This is a genomic window from Bacteroidales bacterium (assembly GCA_023228145.1).
GTDB lineage: Bacteria > Bacteroidota > Bacteroidia > Bacteroidales > CAIWKO01 > CAIWKO01.
The window spans coordinates 36,144-52,562 of sequence record JALOBU010000020.1 but is presented as its reverse complement, the minus strand read 5'-3'; the positions used below and the strand labels follow the sequence as shown (position 1 = coordinate 52,562).

Sequence of the window (16,419 nt, the reverse complement as noted above, 5' to 3'; positions counted from 1 at the left end):
TTCTTTTTCATCCTAGTAAGAAACAGGGGCAATTTTTTTAAAAATCAGGAATAAAATCGTTGGTTTATTCGTTGTAACTATCTGATTTTCAATACACTTTTGAGGTACCAAGCGGATTCGAACCGCTGTACGAGGTTTTGCAGACCTCTGCCTAGCCACTCGGCCATAGTACCATTTAAAATGCAAAAATACAAAATTTATTCATTACAAAAGGGGTTTATATGTTTCAAATAATTTAAAATTATGGAGTTTTGTTTTTAATAATAACAATTAGCCCCCCGGGATATATCGTTTACCATAAAATTCGTTTGTATATTTGTAAAAAAAAGAACATTATGCCAGAAAAAATAAATGAATTAGAAACTACCGCCCAGAAAAAGAAAAAAAATCTGAGCGCTCAGGCTATCACATCTATAATTATTATTGCGCTGTTAATAATTATCCCCCTGATTGTTTATTTTTGGAAACAATCGGAAATTAAAACCCTGAAAAAGCAACACGAAACCGAATTAAACAATATTAAAACTTTGGCCAATGATGCTATTGACAGCAACAATAAAACCTATATCGCTTTGCTAACACGTGTTTTTTCCTGGGCTGTTCGTTCAGAGATGCTGCGCGAAAATATGGAACAGGTCAGCACATATATGACCAATTTGGTTAAAGCAGCAGATTTTAATGTAATTTCCGTAATAAAAAATGACGGTATTGTAGTCGTTTCAACCGACAAAAAGTATGAGGGGAATGTTTACCCCGGAACTGTTACATCTGAATTGCACCAGATTAACGAAGTAGCTTCGCGTATTGATAACGACGGTAATGTAATCTCCATTTGTCCTGTTATGGGCCTCGACAACCGTATAGGCACCCTGATAATTACTTTTACACCCAAAAAACCTGTTTTTTAAACACCACTAAAAGGTAAATAATTATGTTTCCCAGGCAAAAAATTACAGCTGTTACTATGATGTGGCTGACATTCATGGCCTTGTTTTTTTTAGGGTGCAACAATAATGAAAACAAGCTTTCGGGAAAATTTACTATTCATGGAAAGCTTAAAAACACCAATTCAGATAAAATAATATTATCTGCGCTGAAAGTTGACAGTTTAAATGTAATGGATTCTACTATTATCAACGAGAACGGGGAATTTACATTTTCCTGTAAAACTAAAGAAATTAGCTTTTACCTTTTGCAGCTTAGTAAAGACAATTTTATCACATTGCTTATAAACGAAGGGGAACAGGTTGGAATTACCGGTAATGCACGTCAACTTGCGAAAGAATATCAGGTTTCCGGGTCACCCGGCTCCGAACTGTTATGGCAGCTGAATGAATTTACGCGCAAAAACTATCACAAGGCTGATTCATTATTGAAAGTACAAATTCAGTATAAAGACAGCAACAATTTTTTTCAGTTAAAAACGCTACACGACTCTCTTTACAAAGAGATTTTCAATAATCAGCGCAAACATGTCCAACGATTTATTAAGGATAACCCTCATTCTCTGGCATCGCTAATTGCTTTATACCAGATTTTTGGACAACAAAAAATATTAAATGAACGCGACCATTTTAATTATTTTAAATTACTTGATAGCACTCTTTCTCCTATTTATACTAATAACGGGTACGTACTTGAATTGCATGAAAGAGTTAAAAATATTGAAAATTTTAAATCCGAAATTGCCAAAAATCTTTCGAAACTTGATTCAGGGATGATGGCTCCCGACATCAGAATAAAAAATATCGGAGGAAATATTCAACCATTATCTTCGTTTAAAGGACGCCCTATGCTTGTATTTTTTTGGGCCGGCGCCAGCGATAATTGTACGGATATTATAGCAGAATTTAAATGGATACACAAAACATACCGAACTAAAGGATTCGAGATATATGCCGTGTCTCTTGACAATAACCGTTATGCATGGGAAAATGCCGTACGTCAGAACAAAATTAACTGGGTTCATGTTGGTGATATGCTTGGGTGGGATTCACCCGTTGTGAAAGATTATGCTGTTGACTACATTCCACTAGCTGTATTGATTGATAAATACGGAAACATTGTTAAACGAGGCATTACCCATCAGGAGCTTTTAAAATGGCTTTCAAAAACTTATCGGATAAAATCAGACACCTTTACGCATATTACAAACTAACATCGAAATGTGAATTATAAAAACGTTTAAAAAAAATAATTTTACTAAAGAAAACATTTGTACTGTGATTCCCGAACACAAAAAAATATATTTTGTATCTGACTGTCACTTCGGAATACCAGACTATCAAAGCAGTCAGGCACGAGAAAAGAAATTTGTTTTGTGGCTTGATGATATTAAAAAAGATGCCCATGAAATTTATATTTTAGGAGATTTATTTGATTATTGGTTTGAATATAAATCCGTGGTGCCACGGGGTTATACAAGACTACTGGGAAAACTTGCCGAACTAAGCGACAGTGGAATAAAAATCTATTATTTTACCGGCAACCACGACATGTGGACTTTCGGGTATTTAAAACAGGAGATTGGTCTTGAAATAATTTATAAGCCCGTTGTTAAAGAAATTAATGGATTGAAATTCATGCTGGCACATGGAGACGGGTTAGGCCCGGGAGACTTCGGCTATAAAATGATGAAAAAAATATTCCTTTGTAAATTATGCCGCTGGTTATATGCTCGTTTACATCCCAATTTTGCCGCATGGGTTGCCCGTCACATATCAAACCGCAGCCGATTTTCACATGAGGCCACCGATATGTTATATCGTGGTGACGACAAGGAATACTTATTGGTGTATGCAAAAAAATTACTGAAAAAAGAGCATTTTGATTTTTTTATTTTCGGGCACCGCCATCTACCTCTTGACGTCAAAATTTCTGAAAACACTCGTTATATCAACCTCGGAGACTGGCTTGTTCATTTTTCATATGCTGTCCTTGACCGACAGAAATTTGAAATAAAGAGATTTTAACTTCTTAATTTATACCAGCAAAACCCTTTTATGGAATTATTATTCCTGTATCTAAAAAAACCACAAAAGTTTTTACTATCAGATAAAGTCCAAAAATAAAAACTAAAACTCCCAGGGCTTTATTAATAAAAACCAAGACTTTCGGGCGAAGTAACCGTTTTATCTGGTTTGCCACAAAACATTTTAAAAGGTCGGTTGAGAAAACCGTTATTAATGCTGTACCAAAAAATATTGCAAGTTTTTTAATATCTGAATTATACTCTGCCCCAACGTATCCCATAACTCCCATCCAAAAAATCAGCAAAAAAGGATTTACTAGGTTTAAAAAATATCCTTTAATAATGTACACATAAGGTTTGGATGGTTGGTCTATATCAAGGATACTGTTCTTTTTTCCTAAACTTTTTATTTTAGAATCTTCAACATTCACTTTTTTTCGATAAATATATATTCCATAAACCAGCATAATGATTCCGCCAATCACACCAAATAATATTTTATACTTCTCTCCGCTTATCAACTGTGAAATTCCAAGAAAACTTAAAGCAATAAGTGTAAAATCACTTAACATGATACCTAATGCCAGGAACATTCCTATGCGAAAACCCCTTAAAATACTGGTTTGTAGTAAAGTAAAAAATGCCGGTCCGAGAACAACAGCTAGAGTTAAGCCTAAAATAAAACCGCTGATTAGAGCACTAAACATTATTTTTTAAGTTGAATGCGGAACGAAGTTCCTTTATTAGGAACTGAAGATTTTACAAAAATATATCCTGAATGATAATTTTCAACGATTCTTTCGGAAAGTGAAAGGCCGAGTCCCCAACCGCTTTTTTTACTTGTATATCCCGGATTAAATATAGTTTTAAACTTAGATTTGGATAGCCCTTTCCCTGTATCTGTAATATCAACAAAAACATATTTGTCGTCTTCGCTGATATCAATTTCTATGGTTCCGTTTCCACTCATGGCGTCAATAGCATTTTTACAAAGATTTTCAATTACCCACTCAAATAAATATGCATTCAGGGGAACAAGAATTATTTCAGAACTAAATCCAATAATGTAATTTATTTTTTTTGAAGTACGTTTTTTAAGATAATCAACCGAGTTATTAATAACCTCAATAATATTTAGAGTTTCAAGTTTCGGGGCTGAACCTATCTTTGAAAAACGTTCGGTTATGGTTTCCAGACGCTGAATGTCTTTTGTTACTTCCATAAGAGTTTCTTCATCGATTCCTTTAAGTCTAAGCAATTCAACCCAGGCAATAAGAGACGACAATGGTGTCCCCAGTTGATGGGCAGTTTCTTTAGCAAGGCCAAGCCATACTTTGTTTTGTTCGGCACGCCGGGAAGTGCTGAAAAGCAAATATGCAATAAATAAAAAAACACCAATAATAATAAATTGCACATAAGGAAAATATTTTAACTGAATAAGCAATGGCGAATCTTTGTAATAAACAACACAATCGGTTTGCCCCGGCAAATCAACCTTTATCATATTATTATCCGATTTCATTGATTCTATAGTTTGTTTAACAAAAACGGGATTATTAATTTTTGTTGTGTCTATATTGCCATGAGCTATGATATGATTATGCTTCGGGTCTGTAACAATTACCGGAACGGATGGGGCATTGGTAACAATTTCAGAAAGAAACGCTTTAACTTGCTTATCAAGTACTTCCTTTAACCCGGTAAAGAGTTTCGAATCTTTATAATGAAGTAAAATTTTTTTATTCCCTATATAATTAATTTCAATAGGCTGATAAACAGAAAAATCTTCCAGATATTTCCCTTCTAATCTTTTTATAGAATCAATATTAAAATCTACATTTTTTGCAAGTGTTATATTATATTGGTCGTCTGTAAGGATAACAGGTATTGTATTATTTCCTTTAATGATATCCAGATAAAACGTAAGGTCTTCATAATATTCTGCTTTTATCAACCGAATGTTTGCATTAGCCCATAATTCTACTTTTTTCCTTTCCTCATCCTGAATCAGAGAAAAAAAGGTATCCGTGGCATTAACAAGTGTAGCTTTTTTTGTAATGGCATCAACCCATAATTTAATCTTTGTTCGTTGATCCATTTCTATCTGGTTGGCAAAACGGTCAATATACCACAATGAAATAAAAAATATTATCATTGCTGCTATAAAAAGCAAAAATTTCCAACGACGTTTTTTTATATAAATATTCATTAGCTGTCTTTTTGCATTTTTAGCACATCATTTCTTTTTTTGCTCAAGATTATTAATAAATTATTTTTTAATTTTTACACATTAAAAAACAACAAAATCATAAAATTAATCTTTTAAAACGCCTGTTTTTATTTTTTTATTGTAAAAAACTTTCTACAAGGTTAAGTATTAATCTTAAAATACTGTTGAATTATTTTATTGAAATAATTAACAGGATTTGCTTTATACGTATAAAAAATTTTTGCGTTTTGTTTTTCTTTGTAAATTCTTACTATATTGGTCTTTAATAAGCGTATTTGTTCAAACTTAAGACACATATATGCTGACTTTTATTTTTTATCTGAATACAAAAAATTTTAATTTTGAAAAAAAATCACTTATGCATAAAACTGGTATTTATTTGTTAGCTTTTTTGTTTTTGCTTTGTTCGTGTGGAAACGACAAAAAAAACAAGGCACCGGCACAAAACGAAGTAAAAAATGACACTCAACAAGAGATAAACATTTTCGGTACACATACTTTGTACCCATTATTAATGAAATGGAAAAAGGAATATGAACAATCCTATCCTAATACAAAAATAATTATTAAAACCAATGAAGACGAAAAGTATTGTATGGCTTCTCAAAACAATAAATTTCAACTAATATCTGTTTCGCGGGAGTTGACGGAAAAAGAAAAAGAAGCGGGGTTTTTCTCTGTGCCCGTGGCAATTGATGTAATATTGCCTGTTATTAGTTTCAACAATAATAACATTCAGCAAATAGTAATGAATGGTTTAACCAAAACGAAACTTGCAGCAGCCTTTTCCGGAAAAATAACAAAATGGGGGCAACTCCTTAATATTTCAAGTAATGACAAAATTGAGGTGTTTCGTTTACGTGATAGCTCCGAAATCAGCATTAGCTGGGCAAATTTTTTATCCTTAAAACCTTCTGATTTCTCCGGTTCTTTGCTTTATAACTCCAAGGATGTTCCTGTAACGATAGCATCTAATGCTAATGCATTAGGGTACTGTAGTTCCACAGATATATATGATGCTACTACGGGATTCAAGAAAAAAAATCTTTATGTTATTCCTATTGACTTCAATAATAACAATCTGGCTGATGACAATGAGCTCGTTTTAGACAAAAAAGATGATTTAAACCGTGCTGTTTCTTCGGGGCAATATCCATTTCCTCCTTCAAGGAAGATTTTTCTGGCATACAATACAAAAACAGAAAATAAGGCTGTGAAAGAATTTTTGACATGGGCATTATCTATAGGACAAAACTATTGTATCCAGTCTGGTTTTGTGCATATTGATAAAAAAACCGCAGAAATATTTTTGAAAAAACTTTAAGAAACATCATCCCTGTCCCCCGGATGTTTTTTGCTTATTTCTTTATATTGGCTTGAGCCCAATTTAAATTATTCCTTGCCAGCTCATAATTGGGGTTAAGCTTTAATGCTTGTTCGCAAGCTTCTATACCTTTGTTCCACATTTTCATGGCATTGTATGCCGAACAGATATTATTATATGCTTCTGCATAATCGGGCTTGAGCTTAAGAGCCTCATTACAAGCGTCAATACATTTTTGAAACTCTCCCATATTATAGTATTGAAGGCTTAAATCCAAAAAATATTCCGGGCTTATATTTGGTTCTATAATATCACTTGATGAGTTTCCTGATTTTTTTTGGACATCAGCGACTTGTTTGAAATTTTTAATAACCACATTGTCTGGAGCCACCACCAAGCTTTCAGTTGCAAGAGCTTCAAGTCTGCCCCATTGCCCTAGTTCCGTATAAATGGTCATTAGTAAAAAGCGAGGCTTTAAAAACCCGGGCGAAACATCAACCGCATGCTGTAAATATGGAATAGCGCTATATAAATGTTTTTGATTATAAAGAAAATATGCATAGTAATAATACGCATCGGGGTTATTTTTGTTGGAATATTTTATTGCATCCAAAAAATAACTTTCTGCTTCAGATATTTGATTATTATGTTCTTTTAAAATTCCCAGATTAATATAAATGTAAGGCCAGTAAGGCCAAATTTGTTTGGCTTTAAGAAAATAATATTCCGCCTCAAAATAATTTTTCTTATTCATTTGTGTCAAACCATAGTTGAGCATAGCTCGCGGGCTTTGAGGACTTTTTTCAAGTATATCTTTCCAAAGAGTTTCTTCTGATTGCCACACATTATTGCGCTGATAAGTAAAATAAGCAAAACCAGATAAGACAATGCATGCCAGAAGAACAATAATTTTTTTAAATTCTTTTTTATTAAATACAGGACTTATTTTGACTATAAACATATACAACAGAAACCCTATGGCTATGTTTAACCCCACAAATAAATAAAGCAAACGATGGCTATTTGCGACCTGAGTAAGAACCGTAACAAATGAGGTAGGGATTGCCGCAAAAATAAACCAAAGTAACCCGAAGGAAACCGGGCGATATTTATCCTGCCTCGAGAAAAAGAATACAGCAAAAAACAGCAACAATAAAAACAAAAGTCCAATATACAAACGCACATCAGCATAATTGGAAAACACTGTCATGTCCGACTCAGAACTAAGATGAAAAGGAAAAAAGAATGATGAAAAATAAGTTAACAAAATATAGGGTTGAGTAATTTGATATTTAAAAAGTTCCAAATACCCTTTTCCTCCGCTGTGTAAAATACCATTACCCGTTGTCTGAGAATAAACAATATATTGAACAATAACGGCAAGAGCAACAGTAAAAATTATAGCCGGCAAACAAGAATATATCGTTTTAAAAAATAACTTTCTTTGAGAGTTAAATATCCGGGTTAACGACACTTTGTTTTCAAAAAATAAAATATAAAAAAACAGGAAAAAAGGAAACATAACTGCTGTTTCTTTTGTCAGAATTCCTGCAGCAACAGGCAAGAGATATATATAAAATCTTCGGCATAACCGTAATGATGCATAACACCACAAGGCCAACACAACAAAGAATGTTGAATATAAATCTGAGCGTGCAGAAATATAATTAACGGTTTCTGCATTGCCCGGGTGAAGAAGATAAAAAAGTGTAAAAAACAGAACCGTATATAGATTCCACTCGTGCCGGTATGAGATATTAAAGATTTTTAACATTAACAAAAATAGCAAAAACCCCAACAAACAATAAATTACAAATGCTGGTAAATGAAAGTAAATCATGGATTTATCGCCTTGATATAAACTTGAGTTATGCTTCGCTATATGCAAGGGGTCTTTTTTCCAAAAATAATAGTCAATGGCGGTACTGGCTGTAACTATTGGACGATATGCTCTGTTATCAGGCATACTTCCAAAAGTTTTTGTGTCGGTAAAAAAAAGAGAAAAATTGTTAATAGATTTAATATATTCGTTATTATTTATGGTATGAGAATCGTCAAAATGAAAGCTGTTATCGAAATGATTCCAATATGTAATAGTAACGATTAATATTGTAAAAAAAAACAATAAAAAATTTTTGATTTTATTATTTCTTGTAATCATAAGATTATGATTATATTTGATTGTAAAATTATTAAATAATACGAAGTTATTTTATACTAAAATTTCAAATCTGTTTTTTGATTCAAAACTTTTATGTTATTTGCAAATTTTTATAACTTCGTATTATATTTATTTTTTTTTATCATAAAGGCTTAAAATCACTAACACAAATAATACACCGGAAAAATGAAAGTTAAAGAAGATAAGTCATTACATATGGTTTTGAAAGAATTTTTCGGGTTTGATACTTTCAAGGGGAACCAGGAAGCCATTATTAAAAATGTACTTGCAGGGAATGATACTTTTGTTATTATGCCAACAGGAGGAGGAAAATCACTGACATACCAGCTTCCTGCATTAATCAGCACGGGAACAGCTATCGTAATTTCCCCACTGATATCGCTTATGAAAAATCAAGTGGACAACATACGCAATTTTGGTGTTGATAAGGGAATTGCCAATTTTCTAAATTCTTCCTTAAGCAAACAGGAAATGACTGAAGTTAAAACTGACCTGTTAAAAGGAAAAACAAAGATACTTTATGTGGCTCCCGAGACACTCACAAAAAAAGACAATATTGAGTTTTTCAAGCAATTTAATATTTCATTTTATGCCATTGATGAAGCACATTGTATTTCAGAATGGGGGCATGATTTTAGGCCGGAATACAGAAATATCCGGCCCACAGTTAAAGCTATCGGGAAAAAAGTTCCAGTAATGGCACTTACTGCCACAGCTACTCCCAAAGTACAGCACGACATACAAAAAAATCTGGGCATGATGAATGCCACTTTATTTAAATCCTCCTTTAATCGCCCGAACCTATATTATGAAGTTCGCTCTAAAACAAAGGATGTTGCTAAGGATATCATTAAATATATTAAAACTAATGCCGGGAAATCAGGCATCATATATTGCCTGAGCAGAAAACGTGTAGAAGAACTTGCCGAAACGCTTCAGGTCAATGGTATTAAAGCGCTTCCATATCATGCAGGCCTTGAATCGGAAGTTCGAAAGGGAAACCAGGACAAATTTCTTATGGAAGAGGTTGATGTTATTGTGGCAACAATAGCTTTCGGCATGGGAATAGACAAGCCGGATGTGAGATTTGTAATTCATCATGACATGCCCAAAAGCCTTGAAGGTTATTATCAGGAAACAGGTCGCTCGGGTCGTGATGACGGGGAAGGGAACTGTATCGCCTTTTATGCATACGACGACATTTTGAAATTAGAAAAGTTTAATTCAAAAAAATCGGTTAATGAACAGGAAATCGCCAAACAGTTGTTGATTGAAACTATTGCATATGCTGAGTCATCCGTGTGCCGAAGAAAGCTCCTATTGCATTATTTTGGGGAAATATACGAAGAAGAAAACTGCCAGTGTTGTGATAACTGCCTGCATCCGAAAACAAAATTCAATGGAACCGAATATGTTGAAACAGTCCTTGAAGCTGTTCATGAAACCAAAGAACAGTGTAAGGCCAATCACTTAATAAATGTAATTATAGGAAAAAACTCTGCCACTGTCAAATCATTTAAACACCATAAACTCAATGTTTTTGGTAAAGGTGCAGATAACGATGAAAAATTCTGGAACGCTGTTATTAGACAAACTTTGATAAACCGCCTTCTTGTTAAAGAGATTGAGAATTATGGCATATTGAAAATTACCCCCGAAGGAAAAAAATTTCTGAAAGACCCATATACTATCATGCTCACACAAGACCATGACTATGATAGTGCAGACGATGATGAATTTTTTGCCAGCGGTGGTAAAACCAGCTCTGCAGATAAAACTTTATTTGCTCTGCTCAAAGATTTGAGAAAACAAATCTCCCGTAAAGAAAACTTGCCTCCTTTTGTTATTTTTCAGGACCCGTCACTCGAAGATATGGCAATTCAATACCCAATTAAAATGGATGAGCTGTTGCAAATTACTGGTGTTGGAGCCGGAAAAGCTCAAAAATACGGGAAACCATTTCTTGACCTGATTGCAAAATATGTTGAAGAAAATGAAATTATCAGGCCGATGGATATGGTGGTAAAATCTGTTGTCAACAAATCAGGGCTTAAAGTTTATATCATAAAAAGCATTGACAGAAAAGTCCCGTTGGAAGATGTTGCTTTGGCTAAAAATCTTTCTATTGAAGATTTGTTACTTGAATTAGAAAGTATTGTGGCTTCAGGAACAAAACTAGACATTAATTACTATATTGATGAATATGTTGACCCGTACCATCAGGAAGAAATTTTTGAATATTTTCATACCGCAGAAACAGATTCTATTGATGAGGCACTGAAAGAGCTTGGGGAAGAAGAATTTACCGAAGAAGAAATAAGGCTTGTAAGATTGAAATTTATGTCGGAAGTCGGCAATTAATCTATAATAAATAAAAAAACATGAGCGAAGAACAAATCATTACCCATCAGGAAGAAAAACCAGAAGATAAGCTGGTGTCCCCAAAAAACCAATCTGATAATATTAAAACCTTATTCAAAGTTTTAACTGTATTAAGTTTTGCCGGAGTTATTGCTTTATTCATTTTGTTTTTTACACAAAAAAATGAAACTGCTGCAGATAACGCCCAAAAAAAAGTTGATAACGCTACTTTTGCCTTTGTCAATACAGATACCATCTGGAGTGAATATGATTTTGTTCTTGATGTTCAAGTTGACCTTGTCAATCTTGAAAAAATATATCAAAATCAATACACAACCGCTGTTTCAAAATTCCAAAAAGAATATGAGGAGTATATTAAAAAAGGTACTGCAGGTATGTTGTCACTAAACGAACAAAAGAAAACTGAAGAATATCTGGCAAAAAAACAGCAGGACATTCAGGAAATGGAAGCACAGCTTTCGCAACAGCTTCTTGAAGAAAAATCAAAAAAAAACCAGGAGGTCCATGATACGATAGTACATTTTATAACACGCTATAATAAAAGTAAAAATTACACTTTTATTTATGAAAAATCTTTCGGCGGCGGGTTGTTATATGCCAATCCAGCTCTTGATATCACAAAGGATATACTAACCGGGCTTAATAAAGAATATGAGGAATGGGTAAACAACAAAGAATCTGATACGATTACTGAAGAATAATTACATCACATGAAACTAAAGTTTTTTTCATATTTTTTATGTTTGTTACTATTCGCCTGCGACAGCGAAATCATTAAAGAAACTGTTGAAACTTACCCAGACGGATCTCCAAAAGTTATACGTTATTATAAAGAAAACGGAAAGGAACGCAAACTTATCAAAGAAACTCTTTATTATTCAAACCATCAGAAATATATGGAGGGAGGGTACAAAGAGGGGAAAAGAAATGGAAAGTGGTCCAGTTGGCATCAGAATGGTAACAAATGGAGCGAAGGGAATTTTGTTGACGGAATTGATGATGGGGAGCGCACGGTTTATCATGAAAATGGGGAAAAGTATTTTCAGGGTACTTATAAAAACGGTAAAAAAACAGGAGTTTGGAAATTTTGGGATGACAAAGGAGAGTTGGTAAAAAAAGAAAATTACAACTAAAACTTATAACCTACACTCAACTCAACTACTTCGGCTTTGAGCCAATGAGTTTTCATGCCAAGTTGTACCATATAATGATTTTTAAAAGTATATTGTAATGCCACTCTGTCATAAATATACCCGTCGCTTTTATCTTTAGCATAAAGATAGGCACCAAACTGTACCACGAAAGACAAATGTGAAAAATTCATTTCATAAACAGCGCTGACACCTGGTTTAACAGCTTCAACTTTGTTTTTAATCCCGGTACCAGACCTTCGTAAATAATCAACAACAGATTCGCTATAGAAAATATCCAATCCGACACCTAGCAGTCTTTTGATACCCAAAGGTTTTAGAAAATATGCCGTCATACAATAAACAGGGTACTTTTTGCCCCCAGGAGGATATAATTCATTGACACCAAATCTTCCAAAAACATGATACTGCCATTTTTTATTATAAGCAGGCACCTCTCTTTTAATTATGTTTGGTGTTATTCTGGACAATTTATAGGATAACCCCATATTTAATGAAAGAATATTCAATCCCAGGTTGGGTATTTTAAATGCACCGTTAGAAAAATGAGAAATATCAAAACCTCCATTAATGACGAGCCGGTCAGTAATATTCCAATTAAGAGTTAACTTCAACTGGATAAAAGCATTCAGGTGAGTGCTAATTGCTATGTTTTTATAATTATTATCCGCATTGAATTTTTTTGTCAGATATCCCAGTCCTATGGCAGTTTTAAAATATAAATTAACTTTATTGCCTTTTGTAAGGCAAAAATTAAGATAAGGATATACAGCAATTGCGTGGCCCAGAACTTCTGTATTTCCAAGAGTGGAATAATAAATCCCTATGCCCCTTTTCGGATATTTGTAGAGTTGCTCCCACAAACGCCAGCCATGAGTTTGCTCCGACAAATTGAGTTCAAAGGCAGAAAAATGCCTTTGTGTCAAGTGTTGCATGTATTTATGATGAGAAGCAACAAAGCCATAATGAACGACGGCCTCAAGCTGAAAATTTCGCAAATGCTGTGTAGTATCTTGTCCAAAAGACAATTGCAAAGAAAAAAATAAATAAAAAACTAATAAATAAAAATATTTCAAGTGAACATTGTTGGGCTTCATGGCAAAGATAAAAAAATAGAATTGATTACTTTTACGAAAAAAAGATAATGAGAGAAGAAAGTATTGCATTCGAAAAACTTTTAGATATCATGGACAAACTGAGGGCCAATTGCCCATGGGACAAAGCACAAACGATTGAAACCCTGAGATATCTGACTATAGAAGAAACTTATGAATTGTCCGATGCCATCATCGAAAAAGACATGCAAAGCATCTGTAAAGAACTTGGCGACCTGATGTTGCACCTTGTATTTTATGCAAAAATTGCTTCTGAAAACAAGGTTTTTAACATAACAGATGTTCTGAATGGTATCTGCGAAAAACTTGTGGTAAGGCATCCTCACATTTTTGGAGATGTAAAAGTTACCGGAGCTGAAGAAGTTAAAAGCAACTGGGAAAAAATCAAACTAAAAACAGGGGAAAAATCAGTATTAGCCGGAGTGCCGGTTTCGTTGCCTGCAGTTGTGAAAGCATACAGGATACAGGAAAAGGTAAGTGGAGTGGGTTTCGACTGGAAAAATACTTCACAGGTTTATGAAAAGGTGCTTGAAGAGTTGAGTGAATTAAAAAAGGAAACCGACAATCAGGAAAATATCAACAAAAATAAAATCGAAAATGAATTCGGCGATTTGCTGTTTGCCCTGGTGAATTATGGCAGGTTCATTCAAATAAATCCTGAAGACGCTCTTGAACGGACTAATAAAAAATTTATAAAACGCTTTACTTATATCGAACAAAAAGCAAAAGAAAACGGCCGAAAAATTCAGGATTTATCCTTAGCCGAAATGGATGTCTTTTGGAATGAAGCGAAAAAAGAAGAATATGAGACTAATTAATGCTTGAAATTAAAAATCAACGCCTGCTCTTAAAATTGTTTTAACAACAAATCCAAGTACCTCAAAAATAAGTTTTAGTGAATTAGTAATGCTAACAGAATTGTAGCAGAAAACCCCAAGAGGATGACAAAAATTTTGCTGAAATTAAACTTATGATTTCCGTCTGATTCAAATAAAATTGTTGTTGAGATGTGAAGAAAAATGCCTACCACTATGGCAAGTATGATACTGAAAAATTTTGACATATCCTCAATAATATTTTCTCCGAGAAAAAAACTTGTAATGGTACCCAGAGGAGACGAAAATGCAAAAATCAATAACAGAAGTATGGTTGTCGCTTTTCGCATTCCTGTATGTAATAACAAGCTGGCAAGTACTATTGATATCGGAATATTATGAATAACAATACCTGTAAGAAGTTTGCCCTGAAGTTCTTCGTTGTGAAAATTTGTGGAAAGCGGCATACCTTCGAGAAATGAATGAATACATATTCCTATCATCAAACCTAAAAAAACCATGGGTTCTTTCTTTTTTCTGCAGGGCTGGTCGAGATTTTCATGCTGGCTGTGATGCCCATGTTCAACTCCTTTGGTTATAAAATCCAATAATAGTTGTATAAAAAAACCTAATAAAACAAAGAAACCCATATAATGAGCATCGCGGGAATATATTTCGGGTATTAGTTCAATGAAGGTCAGAGAAAACAAAAATCCTCCCCCAAAGGCAAGAATTAATTTCATTGTTTTTTCACCTGTTCTAAATAAAAATACAGACAAACCGCTTAATAATACGGGGAAAAACAACGCAATAAAAACCAGTATGCTCATAAATTCTAAAAATTAAATAATTTTTCTTGATTTTACTTTATGCCCGGCAACTGCATAATAAAAGATAATGATATAACAAGGCACGGTTATCCAATATGCCTGTTGGGTGCTGTTAAATAGGTGCGCTAACCATCCGTAAACCAGAGGCAAAGTCGCACCACCGGCTATTGCCATAATCAGAAATGCCGACCCTATTTTTGTATAATTGCCAATTCCGTCAAGTGCCAGTGGCCATATAGCCGGCCATACCAAAGAATTGGCAAGGCCAAGCATAGCAACAAATAAAACGGTATAAGGAATCTGTATTCGGATAATTTCAAAAGTCAGCAAATCAACAAATGGGATAGAGAACATACGGAAAGAAGACACATAGATTGCAGCAAGAGATAATACTATGCCCAGCACAGCACAAACAGCCAAAGCATTTTTTTGAGAGATTACTCGGGGAATTAAGAGTACACCAAAAAAATAGCCGATAACCATAAATATTAAAACTAAAGAAGTAAAGTACTTTGCTGAGCTCATTGCCACACCTAACGATTCGCCATATCGTATGATAGTATCCCCGGCAATAACTTCTACACCCACATAAAAAAACAATGCAATTACTCCCAAAAACAGATGCGGATATTTTAAAATACCATTTTTTTTGTTATAGCCTTCTGGTTGGTTTATATCGCTTTTTTCGGGGTTTATTTCAGGAAGTTTTGCAAAACGAATCATCACGGCAAGGGCTGCCAGAAAAGAAGCCATCAACAAATAAGGCAGAACCATTCTTTCGGCAAGGGCATCAAGAACGGCGGCTTTTTCTGTGAAGTTTGTCATATTTGCCAGATTCAGTTTTATCGCTTCTGCATCTTTTAACAGAATAGAGGCCAGCAACACTGGGGCCAGCACTCCGGCAAATTTGTTGCAAATTCCCATAATGCTGATTCTTTTGGCTGCGCTTTCAATGGGGCCAAGAATAGTTATGTATGGATTAACGGCAGTTTGCAGCAATGCCAGGCCGGTACCAAGAACAAACAAGCCTGTTAGGAAAAGAGCATATGACCTGGCAAATGCTGCCGGAATAAATATAACGGCTCCTACAGCCATTATAGCTAGCCCCACTGCCATACCCTTGCGGAAACCTATTTTTTCAAGTATTTTTGAAGAAGGAATCGCCATTACAAAATAAGAAATGTAGAACGCAAAAGTTACAAAATATGCAGTTATATCATTAAGTTCACAGGCAGTTTTTAAAAACGGTATCAATGCTCCGTTAAGCCATGTTACAAAACCAAAAATAAAAAATAATATTCCTATTATTATCAAAGAAAAAACATAACTTCCTTTACGGCTTTTGGCATTAGTTATATCCATAAATAAATATTTTTAATCACCAAAAATACAACTTTGCCGCAAACAATGTCTAAGAAA

General features: G+C 34.1%; 14 protein-coding genes and 1 tRNA gene. 8 read left to right on the top strand and 7 right to left on the bottom strand.

Annotated features, from left to right (window positions below; all coding sequences use genetic code 11):
* Positions 1-102: 102 nt before the first annotated feature.
* Positions 103-173, bottom strand: a tRNA-Cys gene (locus M0R16_10175).
* Positions 174-335: 162 nt separating this feature from the next.
* Between M0R16_10175 and M0R16_10170 the strand changes: the two genes are divergently transcribed.
* The 3 genes from M0R16_10170 to M0R16_10160 all read left to right on the top strand — a co-directional run bounded on the left by M0R16_10170 (position 336) and on the right by M0R16_10160 (position 2,972).
* A complete protein-coding gene (locus tag M0R16_10170) occupies positions 336-908 on the top strand; it encodes a hypothetical protein (protein ID MCK9613247.1) in 573 nt (190 codons plus the stop codon).
* A gap of 23 nt (positions 909-931) precedes the next feature.
* Positions 932-2,158: an AhpC/TSA family protein gene (locus M0R16_10165; GenBank protein ID MCK9613246.1), complete on the top strand. Its 1,227-nt coding sequence runs from the start codon at positions 932-934 to the stop codon at positions 2,156-2,158.
* A 64-nt stretch (positions 2,159-2,222) separates the two neighbouring features.
* On the top strand, positions 2,223-2,972 hold the full coding sequence (locus M0R16_10160) for a UDP-2,3-diacylglucosamine diphosphatase (protein ID MCK9613245.1): 750 nt from the start codon (positions 2,223-2,225) through the stop codon (positions 2,970-2,972).
* A gap of 28 nt (positions 2,973-3,000) precedes the next feature.
* Here the strand turns inward: M0R16_10160 and M0R16_10155 are convergent, their stop codons facing one another.
* Positions 3,001-3,678 carry a LysE family translocator gene (locus tag M0R16_10155; GenBank protein MCK9613244.1) on the bottom strand — a complete coding sequence of 226 codons (678 nt, stop codon included), beginning with the start codon at positions 3,676-3,678 and terminating at the stop codon, positions 3,001-3,003.
* On the bottom strand, positions 3,678-5,180 hold the full coding sequence (locus M0R16_10150; protein MCK9613243.1) for a HAMP domain-containing histidine kinase: 1,503 nt from the start codon (positions 5,178-5,180) through the stop codon (positions 3,678-3,680). Before M0R16_10150 ends, M0R16_10155 begins: the two co-directional genes overlap by 1 nt.
* A gap of 379 nt (positions 5,181-5,559) precedes the next feature.
* Here M0R16_10150 and M0R16_10145 point away from each other — a divergent pair, with 379 nt between their 5' ends.
* Positions 5,560-6,525, top strand: a complete 966-nt coding sequence (locus M0R16_10145; GenBank protein MCK9613242.1) for a substrate-binding domain-containing protein — start codon at positions 5,560-5,562, stop codon at positions 6,523-6,525.
* 34 nt (positions 6,526-6,559) lie between these two features.
* On the opposite strand, the gene M0R16_10140 is transcribed toward M0R16_10145, so the two are convergent.
* Positions 6,560-8,491: a hypothetical protein gene (locus tag M0R16_10140; GenBank protein ID MCK9613241.1), complete on the bottom strand. Its 1,932-nt coding sequence runs from the start codon at positions 8,489-8,491 to the stop codon at positions 6,560-6,562.
* A 381-nt stretch (positions 8,492-8,872) separates the two neighbouring features.
* Between M0R16_10140 and recQ the strand changes: the two genes are divergently transcribed.
* From recQ to M0R16_10125, 3 genes are read left to right on the top strand one after another with little or no spacing between them, the layout of a single operon-like run.
* Positions 8,873-11,068: a DNA helicase RecQ gene (gene recQ / locus M0R16_10135; GenBank protein MCK9613240.1), complete on the top strand. Its 2,196-nt coding sequence runs from the start codon at positions 8,873-8,875 to the stop codon at positions 11,066-11,068.
* Between the two features lie 20 nt (positions 11,069-11,088).
* On the top strand, positions 11,089-11,790 hold the full coding sequence (locus tag M0R16_10130; GenBank protein MCK9613239.1) for an OmpH family outer membrane protein: 702 nt from the start codon (positions 11,089-11,091) through the stop codon (positions 11,788-11,790).
* Positions 11,791-11,799: 9 nt separating this feature from the next.
* Positions 11,800-12,222 (top strand): hypothetical protein, encoded by a 423-nt coding sequence (locus tag M0R16_10125; GenBank protein ID MCK9613238.1) that lies wholly within the window; start codon positions 11,800-11,802, stop codon positions 12,220-12,222.
* On the opposite strand, the gene M0R16_10120 is transcribed toward M0R16_10125, so the two are convergent.
* A complete protein-coding gene (locus tag M0R16_10120) occupies positions 12,219-13,238 on the bottom strand; it encodes an acyloxyacyl hydrolase (GenBank protein MCK9613237.1) in 1,020 nt (339 codons plus the stop codon). The genes M0R16_10125 and M0R16_10120 overlap by 4 nt on opposite strands.
* 146 nt (positions 13,239-13,384) lie before the next feature.
* On the opposite strand from M0R16_10120, the gene mazG reads away from it, so the two are divergent.
* On the top strand, positions 13,385-14,173 hold the full coding sequence (gene mazG / locus M0R16_10115) for a nucleoside triphosphate pyrophosphohydrolase (GenBank protein MCK9613236.1): 789 nt from the start codon (positions 13,385-13,387) through the stop codon (positions 14,171-14,173).
* A 74-nt stretch (positions 14,174-14,247) separates the two neighbouring features.
* Here the strand turns inward: mazG and M0R16_10110 are convergent, their stop codons facing one another.
* Positions 14,248-14,913, bottom strand: a complete 666-nt coding sequence (locus M0R16_10110; GenBank protein ID MCK9613235.1) for a ZIP family metal transporter — start codon at positions 14,911-14,913, stop codon at positions 14,248-14,250.
* Positions 14,914-15,012: 99 nt separating this feature from the next.
* A complete protein-coding gene (locus M0R16_10105) occupies positions 15,013-16,362 on the bottom strand; it encodes a sugar MFS transporter (GenBank protein MCK9613234.1) in 1,350 nt (449 codons plus the stop codon).
* Positions 16,363-16,419 lie beyond the last annotated feature (57 nt).

Bases quoted from the DNA above. Each gene is read 5' to 3' on its own strand.
- M0R16_10150 (MCK9613243.1), bottom strand. From the start codon at position 5,180: ATGAATATTTATATAAAAAAACGTCGTTGGAAATTTTTGCTTTTTATA.
- M0R16_10140 (MCK9613241.1), bottom strand. From the start codon at position 8,491: ATGCCTGATAACAGAGCATATCGTCCAATAGTTACAGCCAGTACCGCC.
- M0R16_10105 (MCK9613234.1), bottom strand. From the start codon at position 16,362: ATGGATATAACTAATGCCAAAAGCCGTAAAGGAAGTTATGTTTTTTCT.
- M0R16_10110 (MCK9613235.1), bottom strand. From the start codon at position 14,913: ATGAAATTAATTCTTGCCTTTGGGGGAGGATTTTTGTTTTCTCTGACC.
- M0R16_10155 (MCK9613244.1), bottom strand. From the start codon at position 3,678: ATGTTTAGTGCTCTAATCAGCGGTTTTATTTTAGGCTTAACTCTAGCT.
- recQ (MCK9613240.1), top strand. From the start codon at position 8,873: ATGAAAGTTAAAGAAGATAAGTCATTACATATGGTTTTGAAAGAATTT.
- M0R16_10170 (MCK9613247.1), top strand. From the start codon at position 336: ATGCCAGAAAAAATAAATGAATTAGAAACTACCGCCCAGAAAAAGAAA.
- mazG (MCK9613236.1), top strand. From the start codon at position 13,385: ATGAGAGAAGAAAGTATTGCATTCGAAAAACTTTTAGATATCATGGAC.
- M0R16_10130 (MCK9613239.1), top strand. From the start codon at position 11,089: ATGAGCGAAGAACAAATCATTACCCATCAGGAAGAAAAACCAGAAGAT.
- M0R16_10125 (MCK9613238.1), top strand. From the start codon at position 11,800: ATGAAACTAAAGTTTTTTTCATATTTTTTATGTTTGTTACTATTCGCC.
- M0R16_10145 (MCK9613242.1), top strand. From the start codon at position 5,560: ATGCATAAAACTGGTATTTATTTGTTAGCTTTTTTGTTTTTGCTTTGT.
- M0R16_10165 (MCK9613246.1), top strand. From the start codon at position 932: ATGTTTCCCAGGCAAAAAATTACAGCTGTTACTATGATGTGGCTGACA.